The following is a 16,490-nucleotide window of genomic DNA, read 5'->3' on the forward strand; positions in this document are numbered from 1 at the left end:
AATGGTGATGAACATGGAACGAAAAAGATCCGAGCAGTTATACCAGGAAGCACTCCAACATATCGTAGGCGGCGTCAACAGTCCTTCCCGCTCTTACAAGGCGGTCGGCGGCGGCGCTCCCGTCTTCATGAAGCGCGCGCAAGGCGCGTACTTCTGGGATGAAGACGGCAACCGATATATCGATTACCTTGCCGCCTACGGCCCTATCATCACCGGTCATGCGCATCCGCATGTGACCGAAGCGATCTGCCGTGCTGCGCAGAACGGTACGCTGTATGGTACGCCGACCGAGCTCGAAATCGAGTTCGCCAAGATGCTGAAGTCAGCGATCCCATCGCTGGACAAAGTCCGTTTCGTCAACTCCGGCACCGAGGCCGTGATGACGACAATTCGCGTTGCGCGAGCCTACACAGGCCGCACGAAAATCATTAAGTTTGCCGGGTGCTACCACGGTCACTCGGATCTTGTGCTTGTGGCGGCGGGCTCCGGGCCGTCCACGCTAGGCACGCCGGACTCCGCAGGAGTGCCGGCCAGCATTGCGCAAGAGGTCATTACGGTGCCGTTCAATGATATTCCGGCACTGGAAGCTGCGCTTGCACGCTGGGGCGAGGACGTGGCCGCTGTCATGGTCGAACCCATCGTCGGCAACTTCGGCATGGTGATGCCCCATGCCGGCTACCTCGAGCAGCTGTGCGCAGCTGCTCGCAAGAGTGGCTCCCTCGTCATCTATGACGAGGTGATCACCGCGTTCCGGTTCCACTACGGAACGGCGCAGACCTACCCCGGCCTCCCGCTCGCAGAGGCCGCTGGTACCGCGGCGCTGGCAGCAGCCGCGGGAGACGCCGAGGCGGCGGCGCGCTTCGCCGCCGTCGAGCCGGACCTGACGGCCCTCGGCAAGGTGATCGGCGGGGGCCTGCCGATCGGCGCCTATGGGGGCCGCAAAGCCGTGATGGAGCAGGTCGCTCCGCTCGGACCTGCTTATCAGGCCGGCACGATGGCGGGCAACCCCGCCTCCATCAGCGCCGGGATCGCCTGCCTGCAGGTGCTGCAGCAGGACGGCGTTTACGCCAAGATGGAGCAGCTTGGCAGGGCGCTTGCGGACGGCATCGCCGAATCCGCCGCCAGGCACGGCATCGCCCTGACCGTGAACCGGATCGGCGGCGCGTTCTCGACGCATTTCTGTGACCATCCGGTCACCAATTATGACCAGGCGCAGGATACCGACGGCGAGAAATTCGCCCAGTTTTTCCGTTTGATGCTGGAACAGGGTATTAATCTCGCCCCTTCCAAATATGAGGCGTGGTTCCTGACAACAGCCCACACCGAAGATGACATCGCACAGACACTCGAAGCGGCGGAGAAAGCCTTCAAAACGATGGCTAACCGCCGATAAAAATCCTCCATACAGCTATTTAGAAGCCCGATCACATCATCCGATGTCCGGGCTTTTATGTTCTAGAAACGAACTATGGATCTCTCGATAATCCAGTTCGTTCGTTTTTTAGAAGCCTAATTTTACTATTTCAAATGGTTTTATTCACCAATATGCACAAAAGGTAGCGCTTACATTTGTGTTTTCTTATGCCGACTATTGTACGATGCACTTTTTCATGCTATTCTAAAGTTACTTTTACCCTTTTGGCGAAATGTCTTGTTTTCACCTTATTTTATTAGGAAGTTAGGGCGCGTTTTACAGAATTCGACAATGTTTTTGTGCATGGTGCCCTACGATCACACAAGTCGCTATCTGCCGTATTTCAGGGAACATAGCTTCTTGGAATTGGCATGTTATTCAACTATTTTGTATTTTTATGCATGTGCTTGCATATTTCGGATTTTGTCCATTTCATGGTAATTTCGGGGGATTTGCACGTTTGCGAGACTTGGCAGTGCATGAATGCAAGAAGGCAACGCAAGAGGAGTTTAATTCTGTATTGGAGGTGACGGTCAGGCGACTGACCTAGTGCAAATGAATGAATTGATGCGTAATGAAGGCCGTTTTCAGAATCTGCTAGGAATGGAACACGACAGCTGCGGCATTATTTGTATTATTGAAAAAGACGGTCACCCTTCCCGTGATAATATCCAAAAAACGATTGATGCCCTTGTAAAAATGGAGCATCGTTCGGGCTTTATTAACGGCGAAGGCGACGGCTGCGGGATTTTAACCGATATTCCGCGTGCGCTTTGGGAGAAAAAATTAACAGATGCCGGCCTGGACGGTAAATTGGCCTATGACAATCGTTTTTCAGTAGCTCATATTTTTGTTCCGCGCAAGCTTGAACTCTCCGTCGCCGACATGCAGAACGGAATTCGCGACCTGTTTAAGCAGCACAACGTCTCCATCATTCTGGAGCAAGAAAACCAAGTTGATAACAGCGTGCTAGGCGCTAACGGACTTGCTGACGAACCGACATTCTGGCAGGTTGCTGCTCTTTGCGAGCAAGCCGATGTCACTGTTGCGGATCACCTGTTCGAGCTTCATATCGCGATTGAAAGCCGCTATAACGTGCACGTTGCTACACTGAGCAATGTAACCGCAGCATACAAAGTAATGGGCGCTGCAAGCATCCTGCCTAAATACTTTAACGATACACGCGATCCTTTGTTTAAGGCGCAAGTTACGATCGGACACAACCGTTATTCTACAAATACGCAATCCAGCTTCTTCCGCGTACAACCGTTCTCTTTGCTCGGTCACAACGGAGAAATCAATACGATTAAAAAAATGCGTCTTGAAGCCGAGATGGTAGGCGTTCCGCTCGTTGACGGCGGTTCCGACTCTCAGGATATGAACCGTACGCTTGAAACGTTCATTCACCGTTTTGGCATCAGCTTGTTTGAAGCGATGGAAATGGTGTTCCCGCCGATCATTAATGAAATGAAGCAGTTCCGTCTGGAGCTTCAAGACCTGTATGTATACTATCGCCAAGTTTGGGGTCACTTTAACCAAGGTCCTGCCGGTATTGTTTCCCGTTATGGCAACGAATGTATTTTCAGCGTTGACGCTCTGGGTCTTCGTCCAGTGTGGATGGTGGAAAGCGAAACTTCCCTGTACTTCTCTTCCGAGCAAGGTGTGATTACAGTTGGCGAAATGGTCGCTGATCCGAAGCCAATCGCTCCAGGCGAGAAAGTCGGCGTAGTGCTGACTCCAGGTGAGCATGTACAAGTCATTCCTTACCATGAGGTACAGAGCATCGTGCTTGAGCGCGCCAGCAAACGCCTGAATGTAGAAGGCATGCGCAAATACTTGAACCCTGTAAAATCGAATGTCCAAGCTGATCTTAACGAGAACGCTGCAGCAACAGATCCGATCTACAGTGCGTTCGGTTGGGATCGCGAAGGCATCCAGCATATCGAAACGATGTCCGAAACAGGCGCTGAGCCTATTCGTTCCCTAGGTCATGATTCACCTCATGCCGCGATTAGCTGGGAGCGTCAAAACGTTCCGGATTTCATTAAAGAAAGCGTTGCTGTCGTAACGAATCCTGCGATCGACCGTGACCGCGAAATGGAGCACTTCTCGACTCGTGTCGTTGTAGGACGCCGTCCAACCGTATACGGTCAAGTAGAATCCAATCTGCGCGTTGAGCTGCTTTCTCCGCTTGTTCTGGAAGGTACGAACGGCGTTGACAGTGAAGAGCATCTGTCCCAGCCTTCTTATGAGCAATTGCTTACGATGTTCCGTGCTGAGAACAAAGATGCCGTTCAGGTACTTTCTGTAACCTTCGCACGCGGCACATCGATTCGTGATGGCTTGGAAAACCTTGCAGCAAGCGCTTTGGAAGCTGCTAAGGCTGGTGCTTCCCTGATCGTTCTCGACGATTCGGAAGCTCATCAAAACGATCGTCTATGGCTGGATCCGCATCTTGCAGTATCCAAAATCGATATCGCGCTTCGCGCTGAGAAATTGGCGTTCGGCGATAACCTTCGCCGTCATGTCACGATCGTTCTGCGTTCCGCAGCAATCCGTAATCTGCACGATATTGCCGTTGCTTGCGGACTTGGCGCTGACGTCATCTCTCCTTACCTGTTGTTCGCAACAGCTTCGGATAAAGACGGCGACGCAGCAGCAGCACGCAAGGTTTACGCAGCTCTAAGCAAAGGTTTGGAGAAAGTAATCTCCACCATCGGTACGCATGAGCTTCGCGGCTACACACGTTTCTTCTCCTCCATCGGCTTCCATCCGGAAGTGGCTGAGGTGCTAGATATCGTGAACTACCTGGGCAGTGAAAAAGGCGGCACTGGCTTCGCACAGCTGGAAGCTGACGCAGCAGCACGCTATGAAGACTTCACAAACCCTAAAGCAAAAGCAGCGAAAAACTTCCGCTTCTTCCAGCGTATGTGGAAAGCGTTAGGCGATGCCGCTTCCGGCGCAGCGCCTTACAGCGATTACCAAAATAAGCTTCGTGAAGAAGAGAAAAAGAACGCAATCTCCATCCGACACATTGCAGAATTCAATTATGAGAAAGCACTGAGCGAAGGACGCAAGGCTCTTGATCCTTCCGAAGTGGACATCTCGATTGGCGGACATTCCCTGCCGATGCTGATTTCTTCCATGTCGTTCGGTTCTCAGAACGAAACAGCTTTCCGCGCTTACGCCGAAGCCGGCGAACGCCTGAACATGGTTACCATGAACGGTGAAGGCGGAGAGATTAAAGATATGCTGGGCCGTTACAAAAAGACTCGCGGCGCGCAAGTTGCATCCGGTCGTTTCGGTATCAACGTAGAGCTGGCTAACGCTGTTGCTTTCCTTGAAATCAAAATCGGTCAAGGCGCGAAGCCGGGTGAAGGCGGTCACTTGCCAGGATCCAAGGTTACAGCGAAAATCGCTGCTGCCCGTAACGCAACCATCGGTTCGGACCTGATCTCTCCATCGAATAACCATGATATTTATTCGATCGAGGATTTGGCGCAAATTATCTCCGAGCTGAAAGAAGCTAGTGGCCGTAAGGCGAAAATCATCGTAAAAATCCCTGTCGTTCCAGGCGTAGGTACAATTGCTGTCGGTGTTGCTAAAGCAGGCGCTGACGTGATTACTCTATCCGGTTTCGACGGAGGTACTGGTGCGGCTCGTATTCACTCCTTGACTCACGTAGGTCTTCCTACAGAGATCGGAACGAAACTGGCTCACGTTGCACTGATCGAAGCAGGTCTTCGTCACCGCGTTGAGCTGTGGTCCGACGGCGGTTTGAAATCCGGTGCTGACGTTGTAAAAATGGTTATGCTCGGCGCAAACCGCGCCGGATTCGGTAGTATCGCGATGCAGTCCATCGGCTGTACAACATGCCGCGGCTGTCACTTGGATACTTGCCACGTAGGTATCGCAACACAAATCGATTCCCTGGAAGAAGCTGAAGAGAAAGGTCTTCGCCGCTTCGTTCCTCGTCAATACGACCTTGCTGTAGACAGCCTTGTGCGTCTGTTCGGCGGTATGGGCGAAGAAGTCCGTGAAATCGTAGCTGCACTTGGTTTCAAAAGCTTGCAAGACCTCGTAGGCCGTTCCGACCTGCTTGAGCAAGTGCTTCATCAAGAACGTATCGATCTGACCGATCTTCTTCGTCCGGCTCCGCTTCAATTCATCTCTGAAGCTGACCGTGCTCTGGAAGAAGCGGCTGTATCGTCTGATATTCGTATCGCAGCCGGCGCTGAAGGCCAAGAATTCTTCCCGGATTCCTTGCAGCTTGACGCACCGATCGTACGCAACTGGTCCAAAGTGGACGCGGAGTCCCGTATTCTGGGAAGCCGTTACTCCAGCCATCGCGTAAGAGACCGTTTCGACGGCAGCTACGATCAACTTCCTGCTTTCAAGCTGAACCTGATCGACGGATCCGTCCCTGGTAACGGTCTGGCTGCATTCAACGCACGCGGCGTAGACATTACCGTACATGGCGGCGCAGAAGACGGCGTAGGTAAAATGGCGCTAGGCGGTAAAGTAGCGATCCTGAAATCCCTGAGCAAAGACAAAACGTACATCAACGGTAGCGTTGGTAAATCGTTCGGTTACGGCGCTCAAAAAGGTCTCTTCTTGATTCAAGGCGGCGCTGATACTCGTGCGTGCATCCGTTTCTCCGGAGCTGACGTTGTCTTCGGCGGCGAAATCACCAGCCCACTGCAGGATGAGCTTGGCGGAATCGCAGCTCGCGCGAACCTGAAAGGTTTTGCGTTCGAGTACATGACAAACGGCCGTGCCGTGGTCATGGGCGACCCAGGTCCATGGATCTGCGCAGGTATGACTGGCGGCGTAATCTATCAGCGTCTTGTTCCAGAGATGGGTCTGGATCAAGCAGCTATCGAACGCCGTATTGCAAAAGGCGCAAAAGTGAAAATCGAAGCGATTGGCGCTCAAAGTACGAAGGATCTTACTGAACTGCTTACCGCATACCGCGATGAGCTTGCAGGCTCCGGTCAATCCGAAGCTGCAGCTAAAATCGAAGGCTTGCTGAGCGATCTGGCCGGCAACTTCATCCGCATCTCCCCGGTTGGCATGCAGGCTGACCAGTCGGTTGCTACGGAGTAATTGCAGGATAAACGATAGGTTTCTACACGAAGGTATCGTAGTGTACTTGTAGGACTCCTACACGTTCTAAGTTAGTACCATTCAAACCTCTACACTTACGCCGCGAGGCGCTGTGTAGAGGTTTTTTTATGTGTTGAGGTTTTTCTGTGTTGAGGCGAAGTTCTCAGCACGCGGTGTGTCGCATAACGGTCAATCACATGTGTATCTGTATAGATGGAAAGGCCTACCCAACACGTCAGATTTCCGAGGAGACGTGGGTCACCGACGATTAGAGGCGCTATAAGTCTAAGTCTCCACTGCTTTACGTCGTAATCCGGTTAAAACGGGCTGCGCGGTGTGATGATCATGTAAGCATGAATATGCTGACGGAGAGTACAGTCTAGCTTTCGTACATCTAAACCTTATTGGAGTGTCTGGTGGGAGTCCAGTCATCCTAAACCCAAGCCTAGTACAGGAGTATCCGATGGTGGTCCAGTCATCCTAAACCCAAGCCTAGTACAGGAGTATCCGATGGTAGTCCAGCTATCGTACATCTAAACCTTTGTACTGGAGTGTCTTGTTCCCCCCACAGAGCATGCATAATTTACTAGTCCGGTATGCCTTCTACCTCGTATATTGCTTACCTGTTCTCCGCATTTTATTAGAGCAGCACCAATCTATTTCCGATCCTAGGAGGGAAACCGCATGAGCCACCAAAAGCGTCGACAAGAAGCCGCATGGAAAAGCCGCAAGCAAGAGCAGCATCCTCACGGAAAAATAAAGTCGTTTGCAGAATTGGCTAATGAAGGAACGAAGTAGATCACCGCTGCCAGTATTCGCTCGCGTAAGCTGCGATTATGGCAAAAAAACCAGTTAACACGGGAAACCGTGTCGACTGGTTTTTTTGATGGTGTTATTGATTGTGTTATTGATGGTGTTATTGATGGTGTTATTGATGGTGTTACTGACGGTGTTATTGACTGTGTTATTGATGGTGCTACTGACGGTGATATTGATGGTGCTACTGAGAGTGTACAATTTTCACATCAGCTGCCTAGCTATCCCGCCGAGTCGGGCTGAGAGCGATCTGCCTCACCCTGACTATTCAATCGCATACGTTTCCTCATGCTGCGATGTAATGAATTCGCTTGGCTCGCCCAATGCATAAATATGCAAGAAATGCATAGCACGCGTACAAGCGGTATAAAACAGTTTGCGCTCGTGTTCACGGCCGTAGCGCACCTGGCTGCCGTCGTAGATGAGGACGGCATCGAATTCTACTCCCTTCGCCAAGTACGAAGGGATGACGAGCACGCCCTGGTCAAACTCAGGGCTGTGCTTGGTGATGAGCCGCAAGTCCGCGATACTTGCGGCCAAGGCTTCGTGCGCGAGCGAGCTCTCGCTCGCGGTCTTGCAAATGATCGCGATGGACGCATAGCCGTCCTCCTGCAGCCGCGCTACCTCGGCTGCCAGGCGGCTATGCAGCGATTCGCGATCGCTGATTCGGCTCAGCAGCGGCTTCGCGCCGCTGCGGTTGAAGGCTCAATGGCATCGCCGCCAGGTACGATGCCACGGGTGAACTCCACGATCTCACGCGTGGAGCGGTAGCTGCGAGTCAAACGGATGATCTCCGTTTGATCCGGTCCGTACAAGGCGGCAAGCGGATCGATATCGCTATACGCGGAAGCGTGCGAGTAGATCGCCTGATTGAGATCGCCGAGCGCCGTCATGCGCGAGCGCGGAAACAGCCTCTTCAGGTATTCCAGCTGAAATGGGGAATAGTCCTGCGCCTCATCAACAATGACGTGACGAACGGAAGTATTCGTATGGAAGCCTTTGACCGTCTCCATCAGATACAGATAAGGGGTCGCGTCCTCATACAGCATGCTCCCTTGCATCAGCGTCCGCTCCGTCTGGCTTGCAATGCCTTCCCAATGAGCCGGAAGCTCCGCGCCTGCGGATAAGTCCTGTGCCAACTGCGGATTTTTGAACAGTTGAAGATAGAGGCCTGTCATATCCACAAAAGCAAGCTGCTTCACATCTTCCCTGAGCGGCTTTAGCTGGTCTTTGACGACAATCTTGGCCAGCATCCCGCGCTCCTTTTCGAAGTCGTCAAAGGTTATACCTTCGCCGCCTTTCATTTTGCGCAGACGCTGATACGCTCTATGATAGTCATCAGCGTCCAGAAGCTCGATGGCCTCATCCACCCATGGAGCGTGAATTTCGGCGGCAGAAAACTTTTTCAATCGGTCCAAAAGCCACTTCTGCATCAACTCCAACCGATTTGGCACACGGATGCCCTTTTCGTAGCTATAGAAATGCTCCGCCATCTGATTTACGTCAATCACGATCTTGCCGCGAAAAGTAATTGGGTTGAATTTCATACCGCTTGCCTCCAGATGCTGCTTATACCCCTGGATCATGTATAAAAATTCGGCTGATGATTTGAACCGGATACCGCTGATTCGGGACACATAGTCGATTCCTGCAGAATCGCGGATGGTTGTACCGTCCCTTTTGGATTCACTAGGTTCCCTATGCGCACCTGATAACGCATGTCCCCCTGCCTTCTCCGCTGCTCTATTGTCTCCTAACGCCTCAGACACAATTGCACCTAAATTTCCGTTAGCTTGGGATAGCGAAGCTGCTTCGGATATTTCCGAGCCCTTGCATGACTCTAGTAGAATAGCCCCTTCAGATGCGTGGGCGCACTCGAGTTCCGCCTTCACAGCGATGTCTCCGTCGACACCAGCACCGCCTAGCACATACTCCAGCTGCGTAAACGGGTCTTCGATGTCGAACATGGAACCAAGCCGATGCTCCAAATATGCTTGATACGTCGTCTGCTGCATGTTCTCCTCACCCAGCTCTGGCAGGACGGTAGATACATAGCTGTTGAACAATGGATTGGGTGAGAACAGCACCATCTGATCGGCTTGCAGAGTGTCTCGATGCTTATAGAGCAGATACGCGACACGCTGCAGAGCCGCTGAAGTTTTTCCGCTGCCTGCAGCTCCTTGAACGATCAGCATTCGGCTGTGGTCGTTTCGGATGATCCGATTTTGCTCTTTTTGGATGGTGGCTACAATGCTTTTCATTTGAGCATCAGAACTTCGGCTCAGAGCACGTTTGAGCAGCTCGTCACCTATGGTGACCCCCGTATCGAACATGAGCTCCATCACACCGTCGCGAATGATGAATTGCCGTTTGAGCAGCATTTCTCCAGCAATCGCCCCATTCGGCGTCTCGTACGCCGCCTGACCAGGAGCGTAGTCATAATAAAGACTAGAGATGGGAGCTCTCCAATCATAGACCAAATACGAAAGGCCGGCTTCATCTAAAAAGCTTGCGATTCCTAAATAAATCTTTTCCGTTATTTGCTCTCCCTGCTCTACGAAGTCAATTCGGCCAAAATAGGGTGAACGCTCCAGCCTCCTAAGCTTTCCAAGAGTGACCGCGGCATGACGATGTCTTTGCTCCCGATGAAACAAAATCTCCGACTGCTGCTTCAAGCTGGCATGCGATTCGATTGCATCATCCACCGTACTGAAGTCAACCGTGACATGGTCCCAGAAATTTTTACGAATATCGACAACCTCTGCTCTAACTTCACCGACTTCATCTTCCAGCTGCTGAATTTTAGTCCGGATCTGGGAAGTGACATCCGTTACTCTAGCTTGCTCAGCGGCCCAATCCTGGTCGTGCGGCACCTGCTCTTCTTGCTCGGTCTTATTCATGCATTCGCCCCTTTTCATACAGGATTAAGAAAGGATTTGACAACCCATCTTCTTGGTGGTATAATTATATTAGGATAACTTTGTTTAATATAAAATTTATTTCAAGCTAATTTTTATTATAACAATTCCTACATATGAAATCAATCAAAACGGCCTGATCTCTTAGAGATTCGGTCGTTTTTTTATAAGTTTACATTTCTTCCCTTAAGGTGCTATGTAGAAGATGCCGAGGCTGGTGATCCGGGGCTGCTCGGTGCTCTTCCGAATGAGTACTTGCTTCCCCTTTATGCGCCAAAACAACCCGTTTTATTCTTGCCCGATTTCCCCCTCTTGTAATCCATAGTCGATCATTCCCTATGAAGCTGCCTGATTCTTTGAATGGCGCGAATATGATGATAGGCGTGACCTGACATCATTTTCAAAAGCTGACCGACCGATTCCTCCCGTGCTGAAGTAATCACCCGCCGTTCTAACGCGTCCGGCAAACAGCCGCAAAGACCGAGAATATGTGCGCGAATAGTGCGAAACAGGAGAAGCTCCGTTTCAATCGACCTCTTGGCATACGATAGCCCGACGCTCCAGTCATCCTGTGAAAAGGGATTGCCCTGGTAGCTTCTCCCCGGCTCCGCCAATGCAAATTTCACCTTGTGTATGGTTATGAGCTCCAGATCTACAACATGCAGAAGCTGCTCGCGAATGGACCATTTTCCCAGGGTTCCCCTATGATCAAGCTGATCATTGGTCAATCCCTGAATGGCAGCTTCCAGCTCATCCGCTCCCCGCGCATACCGGTCCAGAATCTCTTCATGACTTGGAAACAACTCCTCCCAGTAGACGACGAGGTATTCATTAGGGATTGGGACAAGGAGCTTGCGAATGGAGCCAGGATCCTCGTCGCGGGAAAATTCGTCCCAGCCCCGCATACGGAGACTCTTTTCCATTTCCGCTATCGATGACACTCCCACATAGATGCTGTCCCCCTGTTTAGGCCGATGAGCACTGGCTGCAAGCCAATTCTGAAGCTCTTCCATCTGTTTTCCTTGCTGCTTCAAAGCTTGGTACTTTTCTCTGTTGATGAACAAAACCGGATACTCCGGTACAATCTCCAGCATCCCCATTTCCATAGGCAAGCTTACGTCCGATTCGAACGCCCGCCAGCCCAGTCTCGATATGTAAATAGTCTCTACTTGCTCCAGGCTGTCCACTTGAAGCAGCAGCTTTGCTTTCATCATCGTCAACGGCAAACCCTCTTTTCTACTAAATAAGGGCTAAGCTGCACTCACCCCAAAACTTATAAATTCTGGCGAGTTAAAAAAAATAGCGCTCCATCTGAGTTCGACGGAGCACCATGATTTCCTACTTTTTGGCTGTGCGATAAGCTTCGATGTACTGGGCAGCTTTCTTGGCCACCAGGCTGTAATCGCCTGTTTTGACGGCATCGCTTGTCAGGTCGGAGCCAATACCGACGGCAACTGCGCCCGCTTGGATCCATTCGCCGAGATTGCTCAGCGATACGCCGCCTGTCGGCATGATGTTCGCCTGCGGCAGCGGCCCTTTGATGGCCTTGATCATTCCCGGGGAGTACAGATTGCCCGGGAACAGCTTCACGATATCGACGCCAAGCTCCAGCGCCGTTTGGATTTCCTGAATCGTCATGCAGCCGGGCATGACGGGAACTCGATACCGGTTGCAGAGCGCAACCGTTTGAGGGTTTAGCGATGGGCCGACGACGAATTCGGCCCCGCTTAGAATCGCGGCGCGCGCCGTCTCGGGGTCGAGTGCCGTGCCGACCCCGATGATCGCGTACTTCGCCGCGTCCTGCGCTGTGCTCGAGTAGCGCTTCGCCAGCTCCTCGATGGCGCGCAGCGCAAAGGTACGGTCATCGTGACCTCGATGACCTTGATGCCTCCGGAAATGGCCTGTTCGGCCATTTCTACGACTTCCTCAGGCGTTTCGCCGCGCAGCACGGCGACAACACCTTCTTGTGTGATTTTCTGAATCAATTGAATCTTTTTCATGAGTGTAAGCACCTTCCTGAAATGAGTGTTGTGTATGAGTTGGACATTGTGATTGTTTCTGTTACCTCTTTTGTTTCTGTTCCCATGTGAGTGGGTGCATGTATTGGCTTTATTGTTCGCTTCAATGCATCTTCATTGTTTGCTTCATCGTATGTGCATGGCATTTTTCTTGCATTATTCTGTACTCTACCGTTTGCATAACTTGAATGCATCCTAGTTAGCATTAGTAATGCATCATTTTGACACGGGCTTTAGTGTACGTGTTTGCGTCTGCATCTGCTCCTGCGCTTTGCTCCTGCCAATTCGCTCCTGCTTTTGCTCTAGCTTTTGCTCTTGCACCTGCCATTTGCTCCTGCAATTTGCTCTTGCATTTTCTCTTGCCCCTGCAATTTGCTCCTGCATTTGCTATTGCATTTGCACCTGCTCCTGCAATTCGCTCCTGCTTTTGCTCTAGCTTTTGCTCTTGCACCTGCATTTGCTCCTGCAATTTGCTCTTGCATTTGCTCTTGCATTTGCTCTTGCCCCTACAATTTGCTCCTGCATTTGCTATTGCTCTTGCTCTTGCGCTTGCACTCGCTCATGCATTTGTATCAACGCTCAACATGCTTTACGTTGTTTAATACAGCCTCGACCTGCTCCCAAGTCGGAGCGCCTTCCCAGTCCCCTTCAGCTTGTACAATGAGGGAACCGACCAAGTTGCCGATGCGGACAGCTTTCGCATAATCATAGCCTTTTACAAGTCCAACTAAGAAACCTGCGCAGAAGCCGTCTCCAGCCCCGACTGTATCCACGACCTGTTCAGCTTTGAAATAAGGCACAGCCGTAATGGACTCTTTATCCACTACGTAGGTCTCATCTTCCCCGCCCTTCACAATAGAGATGCCGGGCAGCTCGCGCAGCTTGGTCACAATCGTGTCCCAATCTTCTGTTTGATACAGCAGCTTAAGCTCATCCAGTCCCGGAAGAAAATAATCCGCTTCCTTAGCAAGCTCCAGCAGGACGCCGCGCGCTTCTTCAATGGACCAAAGCTTTAACCGCAGGTTCGGATCAAAGCTTACTTTAACTCCATGCTTGCGAGCCAGACGGATCGCCTCGATGGCAGTCTGCTTACAGGATTCACTTAAAGCAGGTGTAATACCTGTAACATGCAAAATTTTCGCCTGGGCGATGTACGCTTCATCCAAGTGCTCTGGTGTCATGCGGCTTGCCGCAGAGTTTTTTCGATAGTAATATACGGATGTCTTGCCCATCAGCACTTCCCGCATCATTAAGCCTGTAGGCGCTTCTGCAGTCAGCTCTGCCCTCGAGACATCCACTCCTTCACCGCGGATTCTTTTGAGAATCATGCGACCTAATGGATCCTTACCCAAGCGTCCGAACCATCCCACCCTCGCTCCAAGTCTTGCCGCTCCAATCGCTACATTGCTTTCAGCTCCACCGAACAAGCTGTCCAGCTGCGAAGAATACTCCAGTCCTTTGCCGCTCGTAGGCATAAGCAACGCCATCGTTTCACCAAAAGTGACGATTTCAGGGGCTTGAACGGATTCATTTTGCATATTCGACATACGACCTCCATCTATATACCGGCACTAGGAACATGCCTTTACGTTTAATTGAAACGTTTAAACTAAGATACAAAACTTATTATAGTGTATCCGTACCGTTTTCACCACCATTGTTTAGCCAAAAAATCATAAAGCGCATTGCTCAACTTCAAATCCAAGCTCTTCAATCATTCGGTGGTCTTGCTCCGCTTCCTGTCCTTCCGTTGTCAAATAATCACCAACAAACACAGAATTGGCCGCATAGAGACTCAAGCTTTGCAGCGAGCCCAAATTCACTTCACGTCCGCCCGCAACTCGAATCTCTTTCGTTGGATTCACCAACCGCATCAATGCTAGCACTTTCAAGCATTTTCGAGGATCTAGATCTCTTCTATTCTCCATAGGCGTCCCGGGAATCGGATTCAAAAAATTAATGGGAATAGAGTCTGCATCCAGTTCTCTTAGCGCAAACGCAATCTCGACGATTTCCTCGTCCGACTCTCCCATGCCGATGATCGCTCCCGAACAGGGGGACATACCTGCAAGCTTGGCCTTCTCCACCGTCTGAATCCGATCCTCATAGGTATGCGTCGAGGTAATCCGCCTAAATTGTCCGGCACTTGTATTCACATTGTGGTTGTATCGATCCACACCGGCCTCGTAGAGCCGACTCGCTTGCTCATCAGTCAAAATGCCAAGACAAGCACATATCTTCATCGGCAGAGTCGCCTTGATTTCCCGCACTGCCTCAACCACCTGATCCAGTTCTCTCTCTGTAGGCCCCCTGCCGCTAGCCACGATACAATATGTACCTACCTGCAGCTCCTTTGCTTTATGCGCCCCTTCAACAAGAATCTGCTTCTCCAAAAGCGGATATTTTACAATCGGCGCCTTGGAAACTATGGATTGTGAGCAATAACCGCAGTCTTCCGGACAAAGCCCGCTCTTTGCATTAATAATCAGATTGAGCTTGACCTTTTTGCCGTAGTAATACTTTCGCACCTGGTAAGCAGCCTGCATCATGGACAGCAGCTCATCGTCGTCCGCCGTTATAATCGCTAGCCCTTCCTCCCTTGTAATAACGCTGCCTTGCAGCACTTTCTCCGCTAACCGCTGCCAACCCACTCCATAGATAGATTTCATTCTCCCCATCCTTTTCCCATTTCGAAAACATAATCGTGACTTGGTCCAATTATCGATTGTCAACCTAAATACAAACCACACAGTTTACAATCCAGCTTTTATTCTACCACCTTCAACCAAAATATTCCATAAACTTAAAAGTCTGCTTACCTCCTTTATCCTCTAGCAAACAAAGCATACTTTTTGAGGGTTATCCACAACTACATACTCTTCTACCCACAGCCTCAGGGCAGATATCCACAAGTTATCCACAACCACGTAAAGGCACCTCGTAGAATATGAAGGCAAGCGTTAATCAAGACTCGATACTCTCCTCGAAAAAGGAACCTCAGTCGTCTCGAAGAGCCCGTGTTCTTAGAACCGAAAATGGGGCCGCGAGTTTCCCACATATAGATTCCGGTACATACAAGGAGGCTTGGTCATGCATAAAAGTAAAAAAGCATGGATTCGCTACAACCAAGTTGTATCCGAAACCATGCCTTATGGTATGCATTGATATTAGAAGCCCGTAGCTTCCGCCTTCGCAAGCTCTTGCTGAAGCTCTTCATGAATACTGCCGTTTGTCGCCAACACGTTGCGAACGGAAAGCTCGTAAGGCTTCCCTTGAGTGTCTGTTACCTTACCTCCTGATTCTATGATCAGCAACGCCCCTGCAGCCATGTCCCAAGAGCTTAAACCGACCTCCCAAAAGCCGCTCAATCTCCCTGCAGCTACGTATGCCATGTGCAGCGCCGCCGAGCCCGCTACCCGAAGATTTCTCACCTTCGGAGCTACAGCCTGCACGCCGCGGAGATTGATAGGAAGCGCCCCTTCTCTGTCCGCCGGAAAGCCCGTAGCAACAAGGCTGCCTGCCAGGGTCGCATCCAAGGAAACCGCCGTCTTCTTCCCGTGCATGTAAGCACCTTTGCCCTTCTCCGCTACGAACAATTCATCGCGAATCGGGTCATACACAACACCCACGATGACTTCTCCCTTGAACGCCAGCGCAATCGAGACAGAGAAGAAAGGGAATCCGTGTACGAAATTGGTCGTGCCGTCAATAGGATCTACGATCCACAAATACTCTGCATCACTTGCTGCTTCCAGAGCTTTGGCCGATGCAGCCGGCCCCGGCTCTACGCCTTCCTCGCCTAAGAAAGAATGGCTGGGAAAATGCGTCATAATGAGATTCTTAATCAGTTTCTCCGAGCCTTTATCCACCTCAGTTACGAGGTCATGCGAAGAGTATTTTTCATCAACTCTACTAAAATCTCCAAGCTTGCTCTTAATCCATTCACCCGCTTTGGCCGCCGTATTAATCGCCACCGCCGTAAAGCTTTTGCTGCCTACTACAAAAGGTTCAGTTGTTCCATTTGCCATGTATATATCAACTCTTTCTTTTCATTTAGAATCTACGCTAACTAAGTATAGTAATTATACGCTTTGAAAACCAGTATGTTTCATCTAAATTTCCTCCAAAATCCAACAATTTTCGTCATTTAGTTATATTTACCATGGTGGCAATTATGATATAATAGCACTTGAGTACCAAGTATTATTTAGAATGGAG

General features: G+C 50.8%; 11 protein-coding genes and 1 pseudogene. 4 read left to right on the plus strand and 8 right to left on the minus strand.

From position 1 onward, the window contains the following. Positions 1-7: 7 nt before the first annotated feature. The 4 genes from L0M14_RS24800 (at position 8) to L0M14_RS24815 (ending at position 7,579) form a co-directional block, all read left to right on the plus strand. On the plus strand, positions 8-1,393 hold the full coding sequence (locus tag L0M14_RS24800) for an aspartate aminotransferase family protein (protein ID WP_235119114.1): 1,386 nt from the start codon (positions 8-10) through the stop codon (positions 1,391-1,393). A gap of 588 nt (positions 1,394-1,981) precedes the next feature. Beyond that, on the plus strand, positions 1,982-6,520 hold the full coding sequence (locus L0M14_RS24805; protein ID WP_405031131.1) for a glutamate synthase-related protein: 4,539 nt from the start codon (positions 1,982-1,984) through the stop codon (positions 6,518-6,520). Positions 6,521-7,204: 684 nt separating this feature from the next. Beyond that, positions 7,205-7,318 (plus strand): DUF6254 family protein, encoded by a 114-nt coding sequence (locus L0M14_RS24810; protein WP_235119115.1) that lies wholly within the window; start codon positions 7,205-7,207, stop codon positions 7,316-7,318. Positions 7,319-7,387: 69 nt separating this feature from the next. Beyond that, positions 7,388-7,579 (plus strand): hypothetical protein, encoded by a 192-nt coding sequence (locus L0M14_RS24815; RefSeq protein ID WP_235119116.1) that lies wholly within the window; start codon positions 7,388-7,390, stop codon positions 7,577-7,579. A 21-nt stretch (positions 7,580-7,600) separates the two neighbouring features. Here L0M14_RS24815 and L0M14_RS24820 read toward each other — a convergent pair whose 3' ends face one another. The 8 genes and pseudogenes from L0M14_RS24820 to L0M14_RS24855 form a co-directional block, all read right to left on the minus strand. Then, positions 7,601-7,876: an ATP-binding domain-containing protein gene (locus tag L0M14_RS24820; RefSeq protein WP_235119117.1), complete on the minus strand. Its 276-nt coding sequence runs from the start codon at positions 7,874-7,876 to the stop codon at positions 7,601-7,603. Between the two features lie 131 nt (positions 7,877-8,007). Continuing rightward, a complete protein-coding gene (gene helD, locus L0M14_RS24825) occupies positions 8,008-10,236 on the minus strand; it encodes an RNA polymerase recycling motor HelD (RefSeq protein WP_235119118.1) in 2,229 nt (742 codons plus the stop codon). A 347-nt stretch (positions 10,237-10,583) separates the two neighbouring features. Continuing rightward, positions 10,584-11,468 carry a DinB family protein gene (locus L0M14_RS24830; protein ID WP_235123027.1) on the minus strand — a complete coding sequence of 295 codons (885 nt, stop codon included), beginning with the start codon at positions 11,466-11,468 and terminating at the stop codon, positions 10,584-10,586. A gap of 124 nt (positions 11,469-11,592) precedes the next feature. After that, a pseudogene (locus L0M14_RS24835) lies at positions 11,593-12,254 on the minus strand (bifunctional 2-keto-4-hydroxyglutarate aldolase/2-keto-3-deoxy-6-phosphogluconate aldolase). 223 nt (positions 12,255-12,477) lie between these two features. Then, the gene (locus tag L0M14_RS24840; protein ID WP_235119119.1) at positions 12,478-12,723 is read right to left on the minus strand and encodes a hypothetical protein; all 246 of its coding nucleotides are present in this window, start codon (positions 12,721-12,723) and stop codon (positions 12,478-12,480) included. A 121-nt stretch (positions 12,724-12,844) separates the two neighbouring features. After that, positions 12,845-13,810, minus strand: a complete 966-nt coding sequence (locus tag L0M14_RS24845) for a sugar kinase (protein ID WP_235123028.1) — start codon at positions 13,808-13,810, stop codon at positions 12,845-12,847. A gap of 135 nt (positions 13,811-13,945) precedes the next feature. After that, positions 13,946-14,941, minus strand: a complete 996-nt coding sequence (gene bioB / locus L0M14_RS24850; RefSeq protein WP_235119120.1) for a biotin synthase BioB — start codon at positions 14,939-14,941, stop codon at positions 13,946-13,948. A 498-nt stretch (positions 14,942-15,439) separates the two neighbouring features. Continuing rightward, positions 15,440-16,300 (minus strand): inositol monophosphatase family protein, encoded by an 861-nt coding sequence (locus tag L0M14_RS24855; RefSeq protein WP_235119121.1) that lies wholly within the window; start codon positions 16,298-16,300, stop codon positions 15,440-15,442. Between the last annotated feature and the right edge of the window lie 190 nt (positions 16,301-16,490).

Origin of the sequence: Paenibacillus hexagrammi, assembly GCF_021513275.1 — a bacterium.
Taxonomy (GTDB): Bacteria; Bacillota; Bacilli; order Paenibacillales; family NBRC-103111; genus Paenibacillus_E; species Paenibacillus_E hexagrammi.